The 16,368-nt window shown below is 44.2% G+C and carries 15 protein-coding genes; 9 read left to right on the top strand and 6 right to left on the bottom strand.

Going from position 1 to position 16,368, the window contains the following annotated elements:
- Positions 1 to 32: 32 nt before the first annotated feature.
- From atpB to prmC, 9 genes are all read left to right on the top strand, one after another.
- Positions 33 to 1,091 (top strand): F0F1 ATP synthase subunit A, encoded by a 1,059-nt coding sequence (gene atpB, locus IMZ16_RS02120; RefSeq protein WP_193440293.1) that lies wholly within the window; start codon positions 33 to 35, stop codon positions 1,089 to 1,091.
- 40 nt (positions 1,092 to 1,131) lie between these two features.
- Positions 1,132 to 1,347 carry an ATP synthase F0 subunit C gene (gene atpE, locus IMZ16_RS02115; protein WP_073179469.1) on the top strand — a complete coding sequence of 72 codons (216 nt, stop codon included), beginning with the start codon at positions 1,132 to 1,134 and terminating at the stop codon, positions 1,345 to 1,347.
- Positions 1,348 to 1,423: 76 nt separating this feature from the next.
- Positions 1,424 to 1,918, top strand: a complete 495-nt coding sequence (locus IMZ16_RS02110) for a F0F1 ATP synthase subunit B (protein ID WP_073179471.1) — start codon at positions 1,424 to 1,426, stop codon at positions 1,916 to 1,918.
- 2 nt (positions 1,919 to 1,920) lie between these two features.
- Complete coding sequence (gene atpH, locus IMZ16_RS02105; protein ID WP_193440292.1) at positions 1,921 to 2,457, top strand: ATP synthase F1 subunit delta; 537 nt, start codon at positions 1,921 to 1,923, stop codon at positions 2,455 to 2,457.
- A 15-nt stretch (positions 2,458 to 2,472) separates the two neighbouring features.
- Positions 2,473 to 4,050 (top strand): F0F1 ATP synthase subunit alpha, encoded by a 1,578-nt coding sequence (gene atpA / locus IMZ16_RS02100; RefSeq protein WP_193440291.1) that lies wholly within the window; start codon positions 2,473 to 2,475, stop codon positions 4,048 to 4,050.
- Positions 4,051 to 4,089: 39 nt separating this feature from the next.
- The gene (atpG, locus tag IMZ16_RS02095; protein ID WP_193440290.1) at positions 4,090 to 4,953 is read left to right on the top strand and encodes an ATP synthase F1 subunit gamma; all 864 of its coding nucleotides are present in this window, start codon (positions 4,090 to 4,092) and stop codon (positions 4,951 to 4,953) included.
- Between the two features lie 100 nt (positions 4,954 to 5,053).
- Entirely contained in the window at positions 5,054 to 6,412 is a 1,359-nt protein-coding gene (locus IMZ16_RS02090; protein ID WP_073179479.1) for a hemolysin family protein, read from the top strand.
- Positions 6,413 to 6,418: 6 nt separating this feature from the next.
- The gene (locus IMZ16_RS02085; RefSeq protein WP_193440289.1) at positions 6,419 to 6,718 is read left to right on the top strand and encodes an ATP-dependent Clp protease adaptor ClpS; all 300 of its coding nucleotides are present in this window, start codon (positions 6,419 to 6,421) and stop codon (positions 6,716 to 6,718) included.
- Positions 6,719 to 6,772: 54 nt separating this feature from the next.
- On the top strand, positions 6,773 to 7,630 hold the full coding sequence (gene prmC / locus IMZ16_RS02080) for a peptide chain release factor N(5)-glutamine methyltransferase (RefSeq protein WP_193440288.1): 858 nt from the start codon (positions 6,773 to 6,775) through the stop codon (positions 7,628 to 7,630).
- An 8-nt stretch (positions 7,631 to 7,638) separates the two neighbouring features.
- On the opposite strand, the gene IMZ16_RS02075 is transcribed toward prmC, so the two are convergent.
- The 6 genes from IMZ16_RS02075 to IMZ16_RS02050 form a co-directional block, all read right to left on the bottom strand.
- Positions 7,639 to 8,292 (bottom strand): rhomboid family intramembrane serine protease, encoded by a 654-nt coding sequence (locus IMZ16_RS02075; protein ID WP_193440287.1) that lies wholly within the window; start codon positions 8,290 to 8,292, stop codon positions 7,639 to 7,641.
- A 3-nt stretch (positions 8,293 to 8,295) separates the two neighbouring features.
- Complete coding sequence (locus IMZ16_RS02070; protein WP_193440286.1) at positions 8,296 to 10,896, bottom strand: DNA gyrase/topoisomerase IV subunit A; 2,601 nt, start codon at positions 10,894 to 10,896, stop codon at positions 8,296 to 8,298.
- 50 nt (positions 10,897 to 10,946) lie between these two features.
- Entirely contained in the window at positions 10,947 to 12,842 is a 1,896-nt protein-coding gene (locus IMZ16_RS02065; protein WP_193440285.1) for a DNA topoisomerase IV subunit B, read from the bottom strand.
- Between the two features lie 131 nt (positions 12,843 to 12,973).
- Complete coding sequence (locus IMZ16_RS02060) at positions 12,974 to 13,525, bottom strand: NADPH-dependent FMN reductase (RefSeq protein ID WP_227411544.1); 552 nt, start codon at positions 13,523 to 13,525, stop codon at positions 12,974 to 12,976.
- Positions 13,526 to 13,543: 18 nt separating this feature from the next.
- Complete coding sequence (gene ychF, locus IMZ16_RS02055; protein ID WP_193440284.1) at positions 13,544 to 14,635, bottom strand: redox-regulated ATPase YchF; 1,092 nt, start codon at positions 14,633 to 14,635, stop codon at positions 13,544 to 13,546.
- A gap of 99 nt (positions 14,636 to 14,734) precedes the next feature.
- Entirely contained in the window at positions 14,735 to 16,327 is a 1,593-nt protein-coding gene (locus IMZ16_RS02050; RefSeq protein WP_193440283.1) for a glycoside hydrolase family 10 protein, read from the bottom strand.
- Positions 16,328 to 16,368: the final 41 nt, after the last annotated feature.

Genomic DNA, 16,368 nt, shown 5'->3' with positions numbered 1-16,368 from the left:
TTTTGCAAACACTAAGAATTAAGAGTGTTCTGATGAATTTCAAGAAACTGTTTACGCTGGCGCTGTCTTTTATCTTCGTCCTATGTTTTTCTCAGCAAGATGCTGCCCATGCTGCAGATGCTGGTGAGGAGAGGTATGACCCTGTGCCGTTCATTATGCACCATATTTCTGATTCGCATCAGTGGCATCTTTGGGGCGAGGGCGAAAACAGTGTAGGCTTCAGCCTTCCGGTAATCCTTCTTGATGACGGGCTTCATGTTTTCAGCTCTTCTAAATTTGGCCATCACGAAGACCAGGTGGCGGAGAGCAACGGCAAATATTTCAAAATCGACCATGGGAAGATATATGAGTCTGATGCCCAGGGAAATATCAAAAAGGATAATATACCGCTGGATTTTTCTATAACAAAAGTGGTGGCACAAATGCTTATAGGGGCGCTGATACTCTTACTACTAGGTTTTGCCGCTGCAGCTTCTTACAAAAAATCTGCTGTGCCTAGCGGTGTTGCTAAATTTTTAGAGCCGATAATCGTTTTCGTCCGTGATGATATTGCTTTCCAGAACATAGGATCACTTTATTATAAAAAATACACTCCGTACCTTGTTACATTATTCCTCTTTATATGGATTCTCAACATCCTGGGTCTTATACCTGGTGCGGCAAATACCACGGGGAATATAGCATTCACTTTTACACTGGCGCTTTTCACGATGCTCGTGGTGAATTTCAGCGGGAAGAAAACCTACTGGCAGCATATGTTTGACCCGCTTGGTAACAATATGCCGTTTGGCGGAAAAATTCTGATTTATCTGATTCTCGTTCCGGTCGAGCTTCTCAGCATCATTACGCGGCCTTTTGCTCTTATGATCCGTCTTTTTGCTAATATGACGGCGGGGCATATCATCATCATGGCGCTCATTTCCCTGATTTTCATAATGCAAACTTATTATGTAACGCCGGTGTCTCTAGGTCTTGCGCTTTTTATCTACATACTAGAGGTGCTGGTGGCTGCGCTGCAGGCATACATATTTACAATGCTTACCGCGCTTTTCATAGGATCAGCGGTAGAAGAGCCTCATCATGATCATTAAAAAACAAATTTATAAGAACTAATATTTTAAATTTTTTGTTATGGTAGTAGCAGGTAGTATTGCCGCTTTGGGAGCTGGTCTTGCAGTTCTTGGCGTTGGTCTCGGAATCGGAAGAATCGGTGGCGCTGCGATGGATGGCATCGCAAGACAACCGGAGCAATCAGGTAAAATCCAAACTGCGATGATTATTTCGGCTGCCCTTATTGAAGGTGCCGGGCTTTTCGGAATCGTAGTTGCTCTTCTGGGTAACGGCTAACAACCCTAAGGGATTCTGCAGACGGTTGGTTTGCGGAATCCCTTTTAATCCTAAAACAAAGAATTAATTCGTATATATGGACTTATTAACACCATCGATCGGTAATATTTTCTGGACTTCCGTAGTCTTCCTTATGCTGCTTTTCATTCTAGGTAAATATGCCTGGAGGCCAATACTTTCGGCAGTGGGGCAGAGAGAAAAGGACATCCAGGACGCACTGAATCAGGCGCAGCTTGCAAGAAAAGAAATTGAAGACTTGAAAGCTGATAACGAAAGAATACTTCGCGAGGCGAAACTGGAGCGAGACGCTATCCTAAATGATGCCAGAAAGATTCGTGAAAATATGATTGCCGAAGCGAGAGATACTGCAAAACAAGAAGGAGATAAAATGATTGAATCTGCGAGAATAAGCATTCAGAATGAAAAGGCTGCAGCTATGAAGGAGGTGAAATCACAGATCGGAGCCTTATCCGTAAGTATTGCGGAGCAGATTCTTAAACAGAAACTGGATGCCAGCGAGGCTCAGAATGCCCTCGTTGAAAATTATCTTGCACAAAATAACCTTAATTAAAAATGCGTTCTACAAAGGTATCAAGAAGGTACGCGCAGGGCTTGCTGGAATTTACTGAACAGGAGAATACCACTGCGGCTGTGCTTGGGGAGATGAAGGAAGTCGTTAATATTTTTAAAAAATCCCCGGACTTAGCTGTGTTTATGCAGACTCCATTTATAGATGCCAAAAAGAAATCGGCTGCCGCTTCGCAGATATTTGCAAGGTTTTCACCTGTTGTGCAACGGTTTATAGATTTGGTAATCCGGCAGGGCAGGGAATCCCAAATTAAAAATATTGCGGAAACCTATATAGAAAAAGTGGAGGAAATGCAAGGAGTCCAGCGCATTACGCTTACCAGCGCGGTACCTTTATCCCAAGAAAATATTAAAAAGATTCTCAACACTTCAGCACTCGTCAATAATCCAGAGAATGCGGAAGTAACACTGAATGTTGATAAAGATATCATCGGGGGTTATATTCTTCGAGCTGGGGATTTGCAGGTGGATGCCTCAGTAAAATCAAAATTGAACAAGATAAAAAAAGAATTTTCACAATAAAAATATACCATTATAATGGCAGAAATAAATCCGGCAGAAGTATCAGCGATACTGAAGCAGCAATTAGCAAATTTTGATACGCAGTCTGATGTAGAAGAAGTTGGCACCGTACTAATGATCGGCGACGGTATCGCAAGGGTATACGGACTCACACATGTGCAGTATGGTGAGCTGGTGAGGTTCGAGTCTGGTGTGGAAGGTATCGTACTAAACCTTGAAGAAGACAATGTTGGCGTTGCGCTTCTTGGCGAATCGAAAATGGTAAAAGAAGGAGATACAGTGCGCAGAACACGCTCTATCTCCTCCATCAAAGTAGGGGAAGGATTGCTCGGCAGAGTAGTAGATACCCTTGGGAACCCGATCGACGGTAAAGGCCCAATCACGGGGGAACTTTATGATATGCCGCTTGAAAGAAAGGCCCCTGGTGTAATTTTCAGGCAGCCTGTGAATGAGCCATTGCAGACCGGAATTGTTGCTATTGACTCCATGATTCCCGTTGGCCGCGGCCAGAGAGAGCTTATCATCGGTGACCGCCAGACTGGTAAGACAACCGTTGCCATTGATACCATACTTAACCAAAAAGAATTTTACGATGCCGGCCAGCCTGTGTTTTGTATCTATGTTGCAGTAGGGCAGAAGGGGTCTACCGTGGCACAGATCGTACAAACACTTGCTGATAAAGGCGCGCTGGCATACACCGTGGTGGTAGCTGCAAATGCTTCCGACCCTACGCCAATGCAGGTATATGCGCCTATGGCGGGAGCTTCGATCGGGGAATATTTCCGCGACACCGGCCGGCCAGCACTTATCGTTTACGATGACCTATCTAAGCAGGCGGTAGCCTACAGGGAACTGTCACTGCTTTTGAGGAGACCTCCGGGCCGTGAGGCGTATCCTGGTGATGTTTTCTACCTACATTCCCGGCTTCTGGAGCGTGCAGCGAAAATCATTGCAGATGATGATATCGCAAAACAGATGAACGATCTACCCGAGTCTCTGAAACCTGTGGTAAAAGGCGGGGGATCACTTACTGCACTGCCAATTATCGAGACACAGGCGGGCGATGTTTCTGCATATATTCCGACGAATGTGATTTCCATTACTGATGGGCAGATTTTCCTTGAATCTGACTTGTTCAACTCTGGTGTTCGTCCGGCAATTAATGTGGGTATTTCCGTTTCCCGCGTAGGCGGTAATGCTCAGATTAAATCTATGAAGAAAGTTTCTGGTACGCTGAAGCTGGATCAGGCGCAGTACAAAGAGCTTGAAGCTTTTGCGAAATTCGGTTCAGATTTGGACGCATCCACACTTGCCGTTATTACCAAGGGTGAAAAAAATGTTGAGCTGCTGAAACAACCGGTGAACTCGCCGCTGCCGGTGGAGAATCAGGTGGCGATGATTTATGCAGGTACAGAAAACCTTCTGAAAAATGTACCTGTAAATAAAGTTAAGGAGTTTCAAAAAGATTATGTTGAACTATTGAAAGCGCAGCATCCGGAAACTATGAGTGCCATAAAATCCGGCAAGATTGATGACAGCATTACAGCCGTACTTAAAAGCGCTGCCAATGATGTGGCTTCAAAATATAATTAATCACAGGTTTAGCAAACTTTATTTTTAACCAAAGAGTAAATGGCTAATTTAAAGGAAATCCGCGGCAGAATTGCTTCCATAGCTTCTACAATGCAGATTACGAGTGCCATGAAGATGGTATCTGCAGCAAAACTGAAGAAAGCGCAGGATGCAGTGACGATGCTCCGGCCTTATTCAGAGAAACTACAGGAATTGATAGAGAGAGCAAGCGCTTCTCTTCCCGAAGAAAACACGCCTGTTTATGCAAGACAGCGCGATGTTCAGAAGGTACTGTATATTGCTATCACCTCCAATCGTGGACTGGCAGGCGTCTTCAACTCTGCGGTGGTGAAGGAACTTAACCAGAATCTTAATAAAGTAGGAGGAGACGCTGCTGATATCATCACCATTGGAAAAAAAGTTTATGATGCCGTGCGGAGAAGCAGAGGGGTACCTCAAAATGCGAGTGACCTTTACGATAATCTGTCCTTTTCGAAGGTTTCGAAACTGACATCCTCAGTGATGCGTGATTTTAGAGAGGGTAAGTATGATGAAGTTTACCTGGTTTATAATAAATTTATCAACGCTGCGACGCAGGAGGTAGTTACAGAGCAGCTTCTGCCAATCCGTATGCCGGAAAAAATGGATGAAAATTCTGAATCAGATTATATTTTCGAGCCAGACCGCGATGAATTACTTGAAACACTGATACCTAAGTCTATAAAAACTCAGGTTTTTAGGGCCGTACTGGATTCGCTTGCTTCCGAACACGGTGCGCGGATGACCGCTATGCACAAGGCTACGGATAACGCCAAGGCATTACGCAGCGAACTGGTAATTTATTATAACAAGGCGCGCCAGGCTGCGATTACTAATGAAATTCTCGAGATTGTTTCCGGCGCGGAAGCACTAAAAAATTCCTAAGATATTTATTTGCTGAAAAAAAGCTGCTAATAGAGCAGCTTTTTTTGTGAGTAGGAAGATTAGAAATTATCTTATCTTTGCCCAATATTCCAAATCTTAAATGGATTCCGATTTATTTAAAATCCTGATTGCCATCTTTTTAGTTTGCCTGAACGGGTTTTTCGTTGCTGCAGAATTTTCCATCGTAAAAGTGCGCTATTCGCAAATTCAGCTAAAGGCTGATGAAGGCGATGCGGTGGCAAAAAGAGCAATAGAAATCATAAAAAATCTTGACTCGTACCTTTCTGCAACCCAATTGGGGATTACCCTTGCTTCCCTCGCGCTCGGCTGGGTGGGAGAGAGCGCCCTCCACCATATTATTGAAGGAATTTTTGCAAACTTTGGTGTTGAAACCGATGGAGCAACGATCACCACCATTTCTGTAGTCCTTAGTTTCCTGATTATCACGGTAATGCATATTGTATTTGGAGAACTGGTACCAAAATCCATAGCCATACGCAAGGCAGAAAATACGGTAATGCTTATTTCTACGCCTTTGATGCTTTTCTATAATATTTTCCGTCCGTTTATCTGGTCTATGAACGGAATTTCCAATGCCTTCCTTAGGCTTATTAAAATAGATCCGGCAAGCGAACAGGATATACACTCCACAGAAGAATTACAACTTTTGGTAAAACAAAGTGCGGATTCAGGACAAATTGAAGAAGAAAATTACGAAATCATTAAAAATGCATTTGATTTCACAGACCATACCGCTAAGCAAATTATGGTACCGAGACAGAATATCATTTCCATCGATATTGAAGATACTGTTGAGGCAATAATGGAGGTGATGATGGAAAGCGGCTACTCACGCATACCTGTGTACGAGGACTCTATCGATAATGTGATAGGCGTGCTTTATACAAAAGAAATAATTCGGGAATTCATAAAATGCAAGGGAAAATTATCCCATGAGGATTTACGGGCCTTAATGCGGGAGGCGTTTTTTGTGGTTGGCAGTAAAAAAATCTCAGATTTGCTTAAAGTTTTCCAGCAGAAGAAGCAGCACCTTGCTATTGTGATTGATGAATTTGGCGGTACGGAAGGCCTTATCACTCTCGAAGATATCCTGGAGGAATTGGTGGGAGAAATTCAGGACGAGGAAGACGAGGAAGACAGCATAGTGAGCAAAATGGGAGAAAATGTTTACTGGGTGCAGTCTACAGGAAATCTGGAAGAGATCAATGACCAGCTGCCGAAGGCATTCCCGCTTTCTGAAGAGGGAGATTATCAGACGCTCTCCGGATTCATTATGCATGAGCTCGCTGATTTGCCGGAAGAAAATCAAGAGTTCTCTCTGCAAAATTACGATTTTAAAATTCTGAAAATGAATAACAAAAGCGTAGAACTTGTGGAGCTTATTTACAAACCAGTTACAGAATTGGAAGAAGGCTCAGAAGGTTTCATCAAGCTTTAAAAATTAATGAAAATTTTAGAAAAATATAACGAAATTCCGTCCCGTGAATATGAAGAAGATATTCTCGTGGAAGAGATCCTTACTGACTCTCATAGACTAGTGCTCCATAATGATGATTTTAATACTTTCGATTTCGTAATCGAATGCCTCATCGAAATTTGCGGCCATACAGAAGAGCAAGCACAACAGTGCACTTTGCTTGTACATTTTAAAGGCAAATGTACAGTAAAGACTGGTCCAACCGATATACTTATTCCTATGCATGAAAAACTGATTTCTCGGGGGCTTACTTCGGAAATAGTTTAATCTTTTGCTCAGATTCACTCTATTTAACATAATATAAATTATAGGAATTTTTAATTGACCGTTTCCCAAATCAAAACTCTTTTTCGCGACGAAATTTCCGAGATCTATTCGGATACAGAAATTTCTTTTCTGTTTAAAATTTTTGCGGAAAAGTTTTTGGCGATGGATCTTACGGAAATTCGGAATGATAATTTTGTTCCTGATGATGAGCTTCTGAAAATTTTTCTGGATAAAACTCAGCAACTAAAATCCGGCAAACCTTATCAGCAGATTCTCGGCGAAACGGAATTTTTTGGTTTGAATTTTTTCGTCAATGAAAATGTCCTGATTCCACGGCCTGAAACCGAAGAATTAATGGAAATTGCTATTCAAAGAATTCGGACAGTTCGCCAAAATTCGCGAGATTTAAAAATATTGGATATTGGCACAGGCAGCGGAATTATTCCAGTCATCCTGAAAAAGAATTTCCCGGAAGCTGAAGTTTTCAGCGTTGATATTTCTGCAAAAGCCCTGGAAATTGCGCAGAAAAATGCTGAATATCATCAAACAGGAATTCATTTTATTCACGATGATTTTCTCACGATGAATTTCAGCGAAAAATTCAGCCAAAAGTTTGGCATCATTATTTCAAATCCGCCGTACATCGGTCAAAACGAATGGTCGGAAATTTCAGAATCCGTAAAAAATTTCGAACCAAATATCGCGCTGTTTTCACCTGTTTCAGATGCGCTCATTTTCTACAGAAAAATCGCTGATTTTGCCTGTAAATATTTGATTTCCAATGGTTTAGTCTTGTTAGAAATCAATCAGAAGTTCGGTAATGAAACCTTGGCATTATTTCAAAATTTCCGTAGGAAAGAATTGCTGAAAGACCTTTCTGGAAACCACAGATTTATCATTGCCCAAAAGTGAATTCCCCTTTATTTTCGGCGCTTCACGAAAATCATATAGGCGATGTAAAACAGCGGTAAGGCCATTACCAAAAGCTGCAGGATGTTCTGCATTGCGAGCTGTGGCGCCAATATGATTGCGCACAAAAGTCCGACCGCTGCGCCGCCTAAGTGCGCTGAATGTCCTATATTGTCGTACTGCCGTGGATTGAGCATCATATATGCTGAGTACGCGAAGTAAAGCAGCCCGAAAATGTAGCCTGGCACAGGAATCGGGATGAACATAATGTAGATGCCGATGTGCGGATAAAGCGCGATGCTGGCGAAGAGAATGCCTGAAACGCCGCCGCTTGCACCGATTGCCGAATAATGGCCCTGATCTTTGTACACCAAAAGTGAGAAGAGATTTCCCGCCAGAACGGAACCGAAATATATGAGCAAAAATGTGATGCTGCCGAAAACTTCCAAGACGATGGGCGCAAAGAAATACAGCGTTAACATATTGAAAATCAGGTGCATCCAATCGGCGTGAAGGAATCCGGATGAAATCAGGCGGATGAAATCGCCCCGCTTTACTGCGCCCACATTGAACATATATCTCTCGAAAAGTGCGCGGTTCTGAAAGCCAATGAATGAAATGATTGCAGTCACAGCAATTACCGCAGTTATCGGTGAAATTTCCATATTTTATTCGTCAAAAAGATTTCCAATCACACCTTCCTCAGGCATTGCACCACTGCCCTTTTCATCATGGTCGATGAAGGAAATGTGGTCCTCAGCCTGCTCCACCTCGTCAAAACCTGGATTTTCTTCTGGTTCAGGAATTGTGACATTAATATTTTTTACCTTAAACTTAGTGAGCTGATTTCCGATGGCTTTAATGCCTTTCACAGCGATAAAGCTGTCGATATCAACAGTTTCCGCGTCACGCTGTTTTCCGTTTTCCTTAGCAAAAATTAGTTCTGCCGTGGCAGCATTTCTCGTGATGATCTGCTCTATGAAAGACTTCGGATGTTCGGAAGGCATCACGGCCTGAACATTCGGCGTGGCATCCAGCAAGAAGCGTTTGATGTAATAAAGCTGCTTTTCCCCGTCGAAATAAATCACAGTAATCGGCTGCTCGGGCTGCCATTTTTCTAGCACAGGATATTCGTCGTCAAACCGGTTGGCAAGGTCGAAAGACACCAGTTTTGCTTCGCCTTTGTTGTTGATTGTCAGGATTTTATCATCGCCTTTGAAGTTGCCCAGAAAAGTTCCGCGGGCATCCACATTCAGCCTTCGCACCGTTTCATCGAACCAGATTTTCCGCGGCGCCAAAGTTGAAACGCCCTCTTCCTTCAGGTCGATTTTTTTCACGGCATATTTCGTCACGAGATTTCCGCGGGAATTTCTGCCTTTTATTCCCAATTCCGAAAAATCTACTTCAATTTTATTTTTCCTAATTCTCGGATTGTTTTTCAGTAAAACCGTTACGGTTTCTGCTTCTCCGTTAGCATTTGCTGAAAAATACAGCACTTCTGATGATTTTTTATCAGAAGCCAAGGCATACTCCGTATTTCTTGTAACGGCAGTCACCGGAAAGCGTTTCATATAGTACGGCCCATCCTTTCCTTCGCGGTAGATCATATTGTAAACCGTTCTTGCATCGCCCTTCTTCCAGATGCCAACATACAGAATATCCTTACCAATAAAGGTTTTCTGCTCCACTTTTACCACCTTCATGGCACCATCTTTCCGGAAGGTAATGATGTCATCAATATCCGAACATTCGAAGAGGAACTCATCCCTGCGAAGCGAAGTTCCGACGAAGCCTTCCTGTCTGTTCACATAGAAACGAACATTGGCAACGGCAACTTTTGACGCATCGATCGTATCAAATATCCGCAATTCTGTACGCCGTTCTTTATCTTTTCCGTATTTTTTCTTGATATTTTGGAAATAATCAACAGCAAATTGAATTAAATTTTCGAGATGATATTTCACCTGCTCAATCTTCCCTTCCAATGAGAGAATATTCTCCTTGAATTTATCCAAATCAAACCGTGATATCCGCTTGATTCGGATTTCCGTCAAGCGCACGATATCATCCTGTGTCACTTCGCGAAGCAAGTGAGAAATGTGTGGTTTCAGGCCTTCTTCAATGGTGGAAAGCACTTCTTCCCAGGTCGTAACTTCCTCAATATCACGGTAGATACGGTTTTCAATGAAGATTCTTTCCAGCGATGCGAAGTGCCAGCTTTCCTGCAATTCGTGCAGCTCTATTTCCAGTTCTCGCTTTAGAAGTGCAACTGTGTTATCTGCGTTAATTTTCAAAATTTCCGAAACGGAAAGGAAGGCAGGCTTATCATCGATGATTACGCAGGCATTCGGCGAAATAGAAACCTGGCAATCCGTGAAGGCATACAGCGCATCAATCGTCTTATCCGGCGATGTATCGCTGTAGAGGTGTATCAGGATTTCAACTTTGTCCGAAGTATTGTCCTCAATTTTTTTAATCTTGATTTTTCCGCGCTCCGTCGCTTTTACGATACTGTCAATTAATTCGCCTGTATTTTTCGAATATGGCAATTCCGAAATTACCAGTGTATTTTTATCAAGCTGCGTAATTTTCGCACGCGCTCTCAGCTTCCCGCCTCTTTCACCATCGTTATATTCCGAGACATCTAGCAAGCCGCCCGTCAGAAAATCCGGGAAAATCTGAAACTTTTTTCCTTTCAAATAATTGACCGTGGCATCAATCAGTTCATTGAAATTATGCGGAAGAATTTTCGTGGAAAGCCCTACACCAATGCCTTCGGCACCCTGCGCCAAAAGCAGCGGAAACTTTACGGGAAGATCGATGGGCTCGTTGTTTCTGCCGTCGTAAGACTTCACCCATTTTGTAGTTTTCGGGTTGAAAACCACCTCCATCGCAAAAGGCGTGAGCCTTGCCTCGATGTAGCGCGATGCCGCCGCAGAATCTCCGGTGTAAATGTTCCCCCAGTTTCCTTGGGTATCGATGAGAAGCTCCTTCTGCCCCATCTGAACCATCGCATCCGTGATGGAAGAATCGCCGTGCGGATGGTACTTCATCGTGTTGCCCACAATGTTGGCAACCTTGTTGTAGCGGCCGTCTTCCAGCTCTCGCATCGAATGCATTATTCGGCGCTGAACCGGCTTGAAACCATCATAAACAGACGGAATTGCCCTGTCCAGAATTACATACGAAGCGTAATCCAGAAACCAGTCCTTGTAAAGTCCGGAAACTTTTTTCAGCTGTTCACCGCCTGTATTTTCTTCCTCCGCCATTTATATTTTACACAAATATTTTGCTAATTTTTTATCAATTCAATAATCCGCTATAATGGGTTTTCCACGAGCTCTTGCTTATCGATATTCATATCTTCCACCACCAGATTTTCCAGGATAAACTGCTGTCTGTCTGGTGTATTCTTGCCCATATAAAATTCTAGTAACTGATTGATTGTCTGCTCCTTACCAATCACCACAGGTTCCAACCGAATATCTTTCCCAATGAAGTGTTTAAACTCATCTGGCGAAATTTCGCCCAAACCTTTAAATCTTGTAATTTCCGGATTTTTGCCCAGCTCATTCAGCGCACGGATTCGCTCTTCATCCGTATAGCAATATCTGGTTTCCTTCTTGTTCCGCACCCTGAACAACGGCGTTTGCAGAATATAAAGGTGTCCGTTTTTAATTAAATCCGGGAAAAACTGCAGGAAAAAAGTGATGAGCAGTAAGCGGATGTGCATCCCATCCACATCAGCATCCGTAGCGATGATGACCTGATTGTAGCGCAAATCTTCCAGCGAATCTTCGATGTTCAGCGCAGCCTGCAGCAGATTGAATTCTTCGTTTTCGTATACTATTCTTTTGGTTAAACCAAACGAATTTAGCGGCTTCCCACGAAGCGAAAACACAGCCTGCGTCTCTACATCTCGCGATTTCGTAATCGATCCGGAGGCCGAATCACCTTCCGTGATGAAAATCTGCGATTCCGATTTCCGTGGCGCTTTCTGATCGCTGTAATGCTGCCGGCAATCCCGTAATTTCTTGTTGTGCAGCGACACCTTTTTCGCACGCTCTCTCGCCAGTTTTTGTATGCCGGAAAGTTCCTTGCGTTCTCTCTCGGAAATCAGAATTTTCTTCTGAATAGCCTCCGCAGTTTCAGGATTTTGGTGCAGGAAATTGTCCAGTTTGCTCTTTAAGAAATTGGTTGTGAATGTCTTAATCGTTTCCAGCTCATTCCCAGCCTTGTCTTGCCCCATCGTTGTAGAGCCCAGTTTCGTTTTCGTCTGAGATTCAAAAACCGGGTTGCCCACATTGATGTAAACCGCACCAATAATGGCTTTGCGGATGTCCGCCGCTTCAAAATTCTTGTTGTAAAATTCCCGGATGGTTTTCACGAAGGCTTCCTTGAATGCGCTCAGATGCGTTCCGCCTTGCGAAGTATATTGCCCATTTACAAAGGAAAAATAGGTTTCCGACTGAGATTTGTCAGAATGTGTCACGGCAATTTCCATATCCTCATCCTTGATGTGGATGATTGGGTAAACGATTTCACCGTCGAGTTCTTCCTCCAGCAAATCCTTCAGGCCGTTCTGAGATTCAAAGACCTGGCCGTTGTAATAAATCTTCAACCCGAGATTCAGGTACGCATAATTCCGCAGCATCCGCTCCACATATTCGTTGCGGAATTTGTAATTGATGAAGATGGAATTATCTGGGATGAAGGTAATTTCCGTGCCGTTTTTTTCGGTTGTATCTTCCTCATTATGAGCCTCTTGCAGAATTCCCTCGCTAAATTCTGCGCGGCGCATTTTCCCTTCTCTTACGGATTTTACCTGAAAATAGGTGGAAAGGAAATTCACCGCCTTCGTTCCCACGCCATTCAGCCCGATGGATTTTTTGAAGGCGCCTTCATCGTATTTTCCGCCGGTATTCATTTTGGAAACCACATCCACGATTTTCCCAAGCGGAATTCCGCGGCCATAATCCCGTACCACCACTTTCCCGTCAGAAATTTTCACATCGATGCGCTTGCCGAATTTCATTCGGAATTCATCGATGGAATTATCCAGCACTTCCTTCACCAGGATGTAGATGCCGTCATCACTCGCAGAACCGTCGCCCAATTTCCCGATATACATCCCGGGACGCAAACGCACATGCTCGCGCGGCTCAAGCGTTTTAATATTATCTTCGCTGTAGTTTGCAGCAGTATTTTCAATCATCAATCAGGTTGAGAAAATCCGTAATTCTGCAAAAATAAGGTTTAAAATTTTAGATTCAAAGCTTTGGCAGGTCTCTATAATTTTTGTGGTGATCAAGATTAAAAAAACGCACCAGAAGTGCGCCTGAATTTTTACTGGTAGAGCTGTATATGCTCGGCAAATTTTCCTAGAAACTTTTTCAGTAATTCCTGGGTTTCTTCTTTCAAAGTACTGCCGTCATCCAAATAGAGTTCCTTAACCTTAGAGATATAGACTTCCGGCTGCTGAAGGGTCGGCATATTCAGGGGGACAAGCCTACTACGAACCTCCCTGGCACCTCCCGCAGCACCCATGGCGCCAGGGGTCACCGCAATTACGCCTGCGGGTTTACCATTTAAAACTCCCATTTTCGGAGGACGAGAGCCTACTTCGATTGCATTTGCCATCGCTGCGGAAGTCCCGCGATTGTACTCCGGCGTTACAAATATTACACCTTCTACCTCCGAGAGTTCACTCCTAAAGCGTTTCCAAGATTCTGGTATATTTTCCCCTTCAAGATCCTCATTGTATAGCGGCAAGTCCCCGCTTTCAATGAGATGCAGCGAAAATTCCTCCGGTGCTAGTCTGATAAGTTCGTTGGCGACCTTTCTGCAGTTCGATGCCTGTCGGAGACTTCCGATGATTATTGCAATTTTCTTTTTCATTATAATAAAATTTTTGAGTTAAACATTAAACCGGAAATGCATTATATCGCCGTCCTGCACTATGTATTCCTTTCCTTCCACGCCCATTTTGCCGGCCTCCTTCACCTTCGCTTCCGAACCGTAATTCACGAAGTCATCAAACTTGATAACTTCCGCACGGATGAATCCTTTCTCAAAATCCGTGTGGATAACGCCTGCAGCCTGTGGTGCCGTCCAGCCTTTGCCAATCGTCCATGCCCTTACTTCTTTTACACCGGCCGTGAAATAGGTTTGCAGCTGCAGCAAATCGTATGCGCTTCGTATCAGCCGGTTTACGCCGGGTTCTTCCAGCCCAAGCTCCTCCAGGAACATCTGCCTTTCGTCGTAGGTTTCCAGTTCATTAATATCCGCCTCAATTTGTGCAGCCAAAACCACAACTTCTGCGCCTTCCTGCGCTGCCATTTCTCGCACTTTTTCCACCCATTCGTTGCCGTTTTTTATTGATGTTTCGTCCACATTGCATACATACAAAATCGGCTTGTTCGTGAGCAGATGCACCTCATCCACAATTGGTTTGGTAAGGTCATTGGTTTCAAATTCCCGAGCGTTTCTGCCGTCTTCCACGAATTTTTGTAGCACCTGCAATGTTTCATAGGTCAGGATGTCTTCCTTCTTTCCGGATTTTATGAATTTCTTCGCCTTGTCAGTAGCTTTGGTCAAAGTTTCCAGGTCTTTCAGCTGAAGCTCGGTATCGATGATTTCCTTGTCACGAATGGGATTTACCGAGCCCTCCACATGAACGATATTTCCATTGTCGAAACATCTCAATACGTGGATAATCGCGTCGCATTCCCTGATGTTCGCCAGAAACTGATTGCCCAGCCCTTCACCTTTCGAGGCGCCTTTCACAAGGCCAGCAATGTCCACAATTTCTACAACTGCCGGCACTACCCTTTCCGGTTTTACCAGGTCTTCCAGCACATTCAGCCTTCTATCCGGCACGGAAACCGTTCCCAGATTTGGTTCAATGGTGCAAAACGGATAATTCGCGCTTTGCGCTTTCGCATTGCTAAGGCAGTTAAACAGCGTTGATTTCCCTACATTAGGCAGGCCTACAATTCCGCACTTCATTATTTATAGTTCAAGTTTTAGGTTCAAAGTTTAAGGTATAGCCTCAGATACTGAAATTTTCGAGCATACCCATTCCTTAAATTTTCAAAGTTTTAATAATTAATTTTTCAACTGCACGGCAGCATTTTCAGTTTCGTTGCCAAGCCTGTCCACAGCAGTTATCGCCACTATTTCCAACGGTTTTCCGTTTTTCACGGCAGGCAGGGTTTTGCTTGAAATTTGCCTGTCCGTAATTTCGTAAGTCCAGGTGCCACCGTATTTTGTGTAAAGCACCCAGCTGTAAATTTTACCCGAATCCCTGGAATTCCACTTCACCTGAAAATCTGCGCCGTTTTTGCTGACATTAAGATTGGGCTTGGCTAATTTTTCTACCTTTATCCAATGGCTTACCGGCACCAAGGCTCTTTCTTTGTAAAGGTTTTTCACGGCAGAAAGCATCGCAGCATCCTTTATAACGCCATCCACATTATAATGGATTTCGCCGGCGTTATTCTGCAAAAGCGCACGGGTTGTGCGGATTTGCCCTGCAATTTCCGAAGGCTTATCCACGCCGCGAATTCCCACCGTGTTCAAACCAGGCCAAAGGTGAATGTTGCGGTAGTTTTCATCGTTCCACCATTTCAAAAGCGCGGAATAGCTTTGCGGACCGCCTTCCTTCCAGTAAAGCTGCGGCGCAAAATAATCGCACCACCCTTCGTTCAGCCAAAGTTTAGCATCGGCAAAAAGTTCATCGTACTGAGAGGAGCCCTTGATTCCGGCAGGATAGCCAGGTTTCCAGATTCCAAACGGCGAGATACCGAATTTTACATATGGTTTTTCCGCCTTGATTTCATCGTGAATTCTTTTGATGAAACCGTTCACATTCCCCCTCCTCCAATCCGCTCTGGACAGTTTTCCGCCGCCGTTTCGGTAGGCATTCCAGGTACGGTTGTCCGGGAAGTCTGCACCGCCGTTGTATTCTTTGTAGGGGTAGAAATAATCGTCGATGTGTATCGCATCCAGATCATACCGCTTCACCAAATCACGGATGACCGCCGCGGAATGATCCTGCACCTTTTGGTCCGATGGATCCATCCAGTACATCCCGTTTTTCAGGCGGTAGATGGATTCTGGCATCTTGTTCACCATACTTCCGGAAGTTACCCTTCCGCCGGCAGAATGGTGCGCCCTGTAAGGGTTTACCCAGGCGTGAAGCTCCATTCCGCGCTTGTGCGCTTCCTCGATCCAGAATTCCAGCGGGTCGTACATTGATGATGGCGCTTTGCCAATTTCCCCGGTCAGGAAATAAGACCACGGCTCCAGGTTAGTTTTGAAAAATGCATCTGCAGAAGGCCTCACCTGGAAAACCACGGCATTGAAATTCGCTTCCTTCAGCGCATCCAGGATTTGTATCGCTTCCCTTTTCTGCGCCTCGGTATTGAAATTTCCTTTCGAAGGCCAGTTGATATTAGCAACCGTGGCCACCCACGCTGCACGGAATTCCCGATTAACAGGCGGCAAAGCCACTGCCACAGGTTTTGGCGCCTCTTCCTTTGCGGATTTTTTCGGCTGCTGATGGCTTGTGTTTTTCGTGCCCTGTTCGGTTTTCGGTTTCTCCTGTTTCTGCGGCGGTGCAGGCTTCTGCGTTGCACAAGATGCCGCGAAAATTCCAGCGAGAACGGCGCGGAAAATTTGGGATTTAAGACTTCTCATTCGGCAAAAATAATGAAGTTTTTAGCATTCCTTATTTTTGT

It is taken from the genome of Cruoricaptor ignavus, assembly GCF_014961145.1.
GTDB classification, from domain to species: domain Bacteria; phylum Bacteroidota; class Bacteroidia; order Flavobacteriales; family Weeksellaceae; genus Cruoricaptor; species Cruoricaptor ignavus.
This window is presented reverse-complemented; position numbering and strand designations above follow the sequence as displayed.

Excerpts from the sequence above, each read along its gene's own strand:
- atpB (WP_193440293.1), top strand. The coding sequence starts at position 33 with ATGAATTTCAAGAAACTGTTTACGCTGGCGCTGTCTTTTATCTTCGTC.
- atpE (WP_073179469.1), top strand. The coding sequence starts at position 1,132 with ATGGTAGTAGCAGGTAGTATTGCCGCTTTGGGAGCTGGTCTTGCAGTT.
- IMZ16_RS02110 (WP_073179471.1), top strand. The coding sequence starts at position 1,424 with ATGGACTTATTAACACCATCGATCGGTAATATTTTCTGGACTTCCGTA.
- atpH (WP_193440292.1), top strand. The coding sequence starts at position 1,921 with ATGCGTTCTACAAAGGTATCAAGAAGGTACGCGCAGGGCTTGCTGGAA.
- atpA (WP_193440291.1), top strand. The coding sequence starts at position 2,473 with ATGGCAGAAATAAATCCGGCAGAAGTATCAGCGATACTGAAGCAGCAA.
- atpG (WP_193440290.1), top strand. The coding sequence starts at position 4,090 with ATGGCTAATTTAAAGGAAATCCGCGGCAGAATTGCTTCCATAGCTTCT.
- IMZ16_RS02090 (WP_073179479.1), top strand. The coding sequence starts at position 5,054 with ATGGATTCCGATTTATTTAAAATCCTGATTGCCATCTTTTTAGTTTGC.
- IMZ16_RS02085 (WP_193440289.1), top strand. The coding sequence starts at position 6,419 with ATGAAAATTTTAGAAAAATATAACGAAATTCCGTCCCGTGAATATGAA.
- IMZ16_RS02075 (WP_193440287.1), bottom strand. The coding sequence starts at position 8,292 with ATGGAAATTTCACCGATAACTGCGGTAATTGCTGTGACTGCAATCATT.
- IMZ16_RS02070 (WP_193440286.1), bottom strand. The coding sequence starts at position 10,896 with ATGGCGGAGGAAGAAAATACAGGCGGTGAACAGCTGAAAAAAGTTTCC.
- IMZ16_RS02065 (WP_193440285.1), bottom strand. The coding sequence starts at position 12,842 with ATGATTGAAAATACTGCTGCAAACTACAGCGAAGATAATATTAAAACG.
- IMZ16_RS02060 (WP_227411544.1), bottom strand. The coding sequence starts at position 13,525 with ATGAAAAAGAAAATTGCAATAATCATCGGAAGTCTCCGACAGGCATCG.
- ychF (WP_193440284.1), bottom strand. The coding sequence starts at position 14,635 with ATGAAGTGCGGAATTGTAGGCCTGCCTAATGTAGGGAAATCAACGCTG.
- IMZ16_RS02050 (WP_193440283.1), bottom strand. The coding sequence starts at position 16,327 with ATGAGAAGTCTTAAATCCCAAATTTTCCGCGCCGTTCTCGCTGGAATT.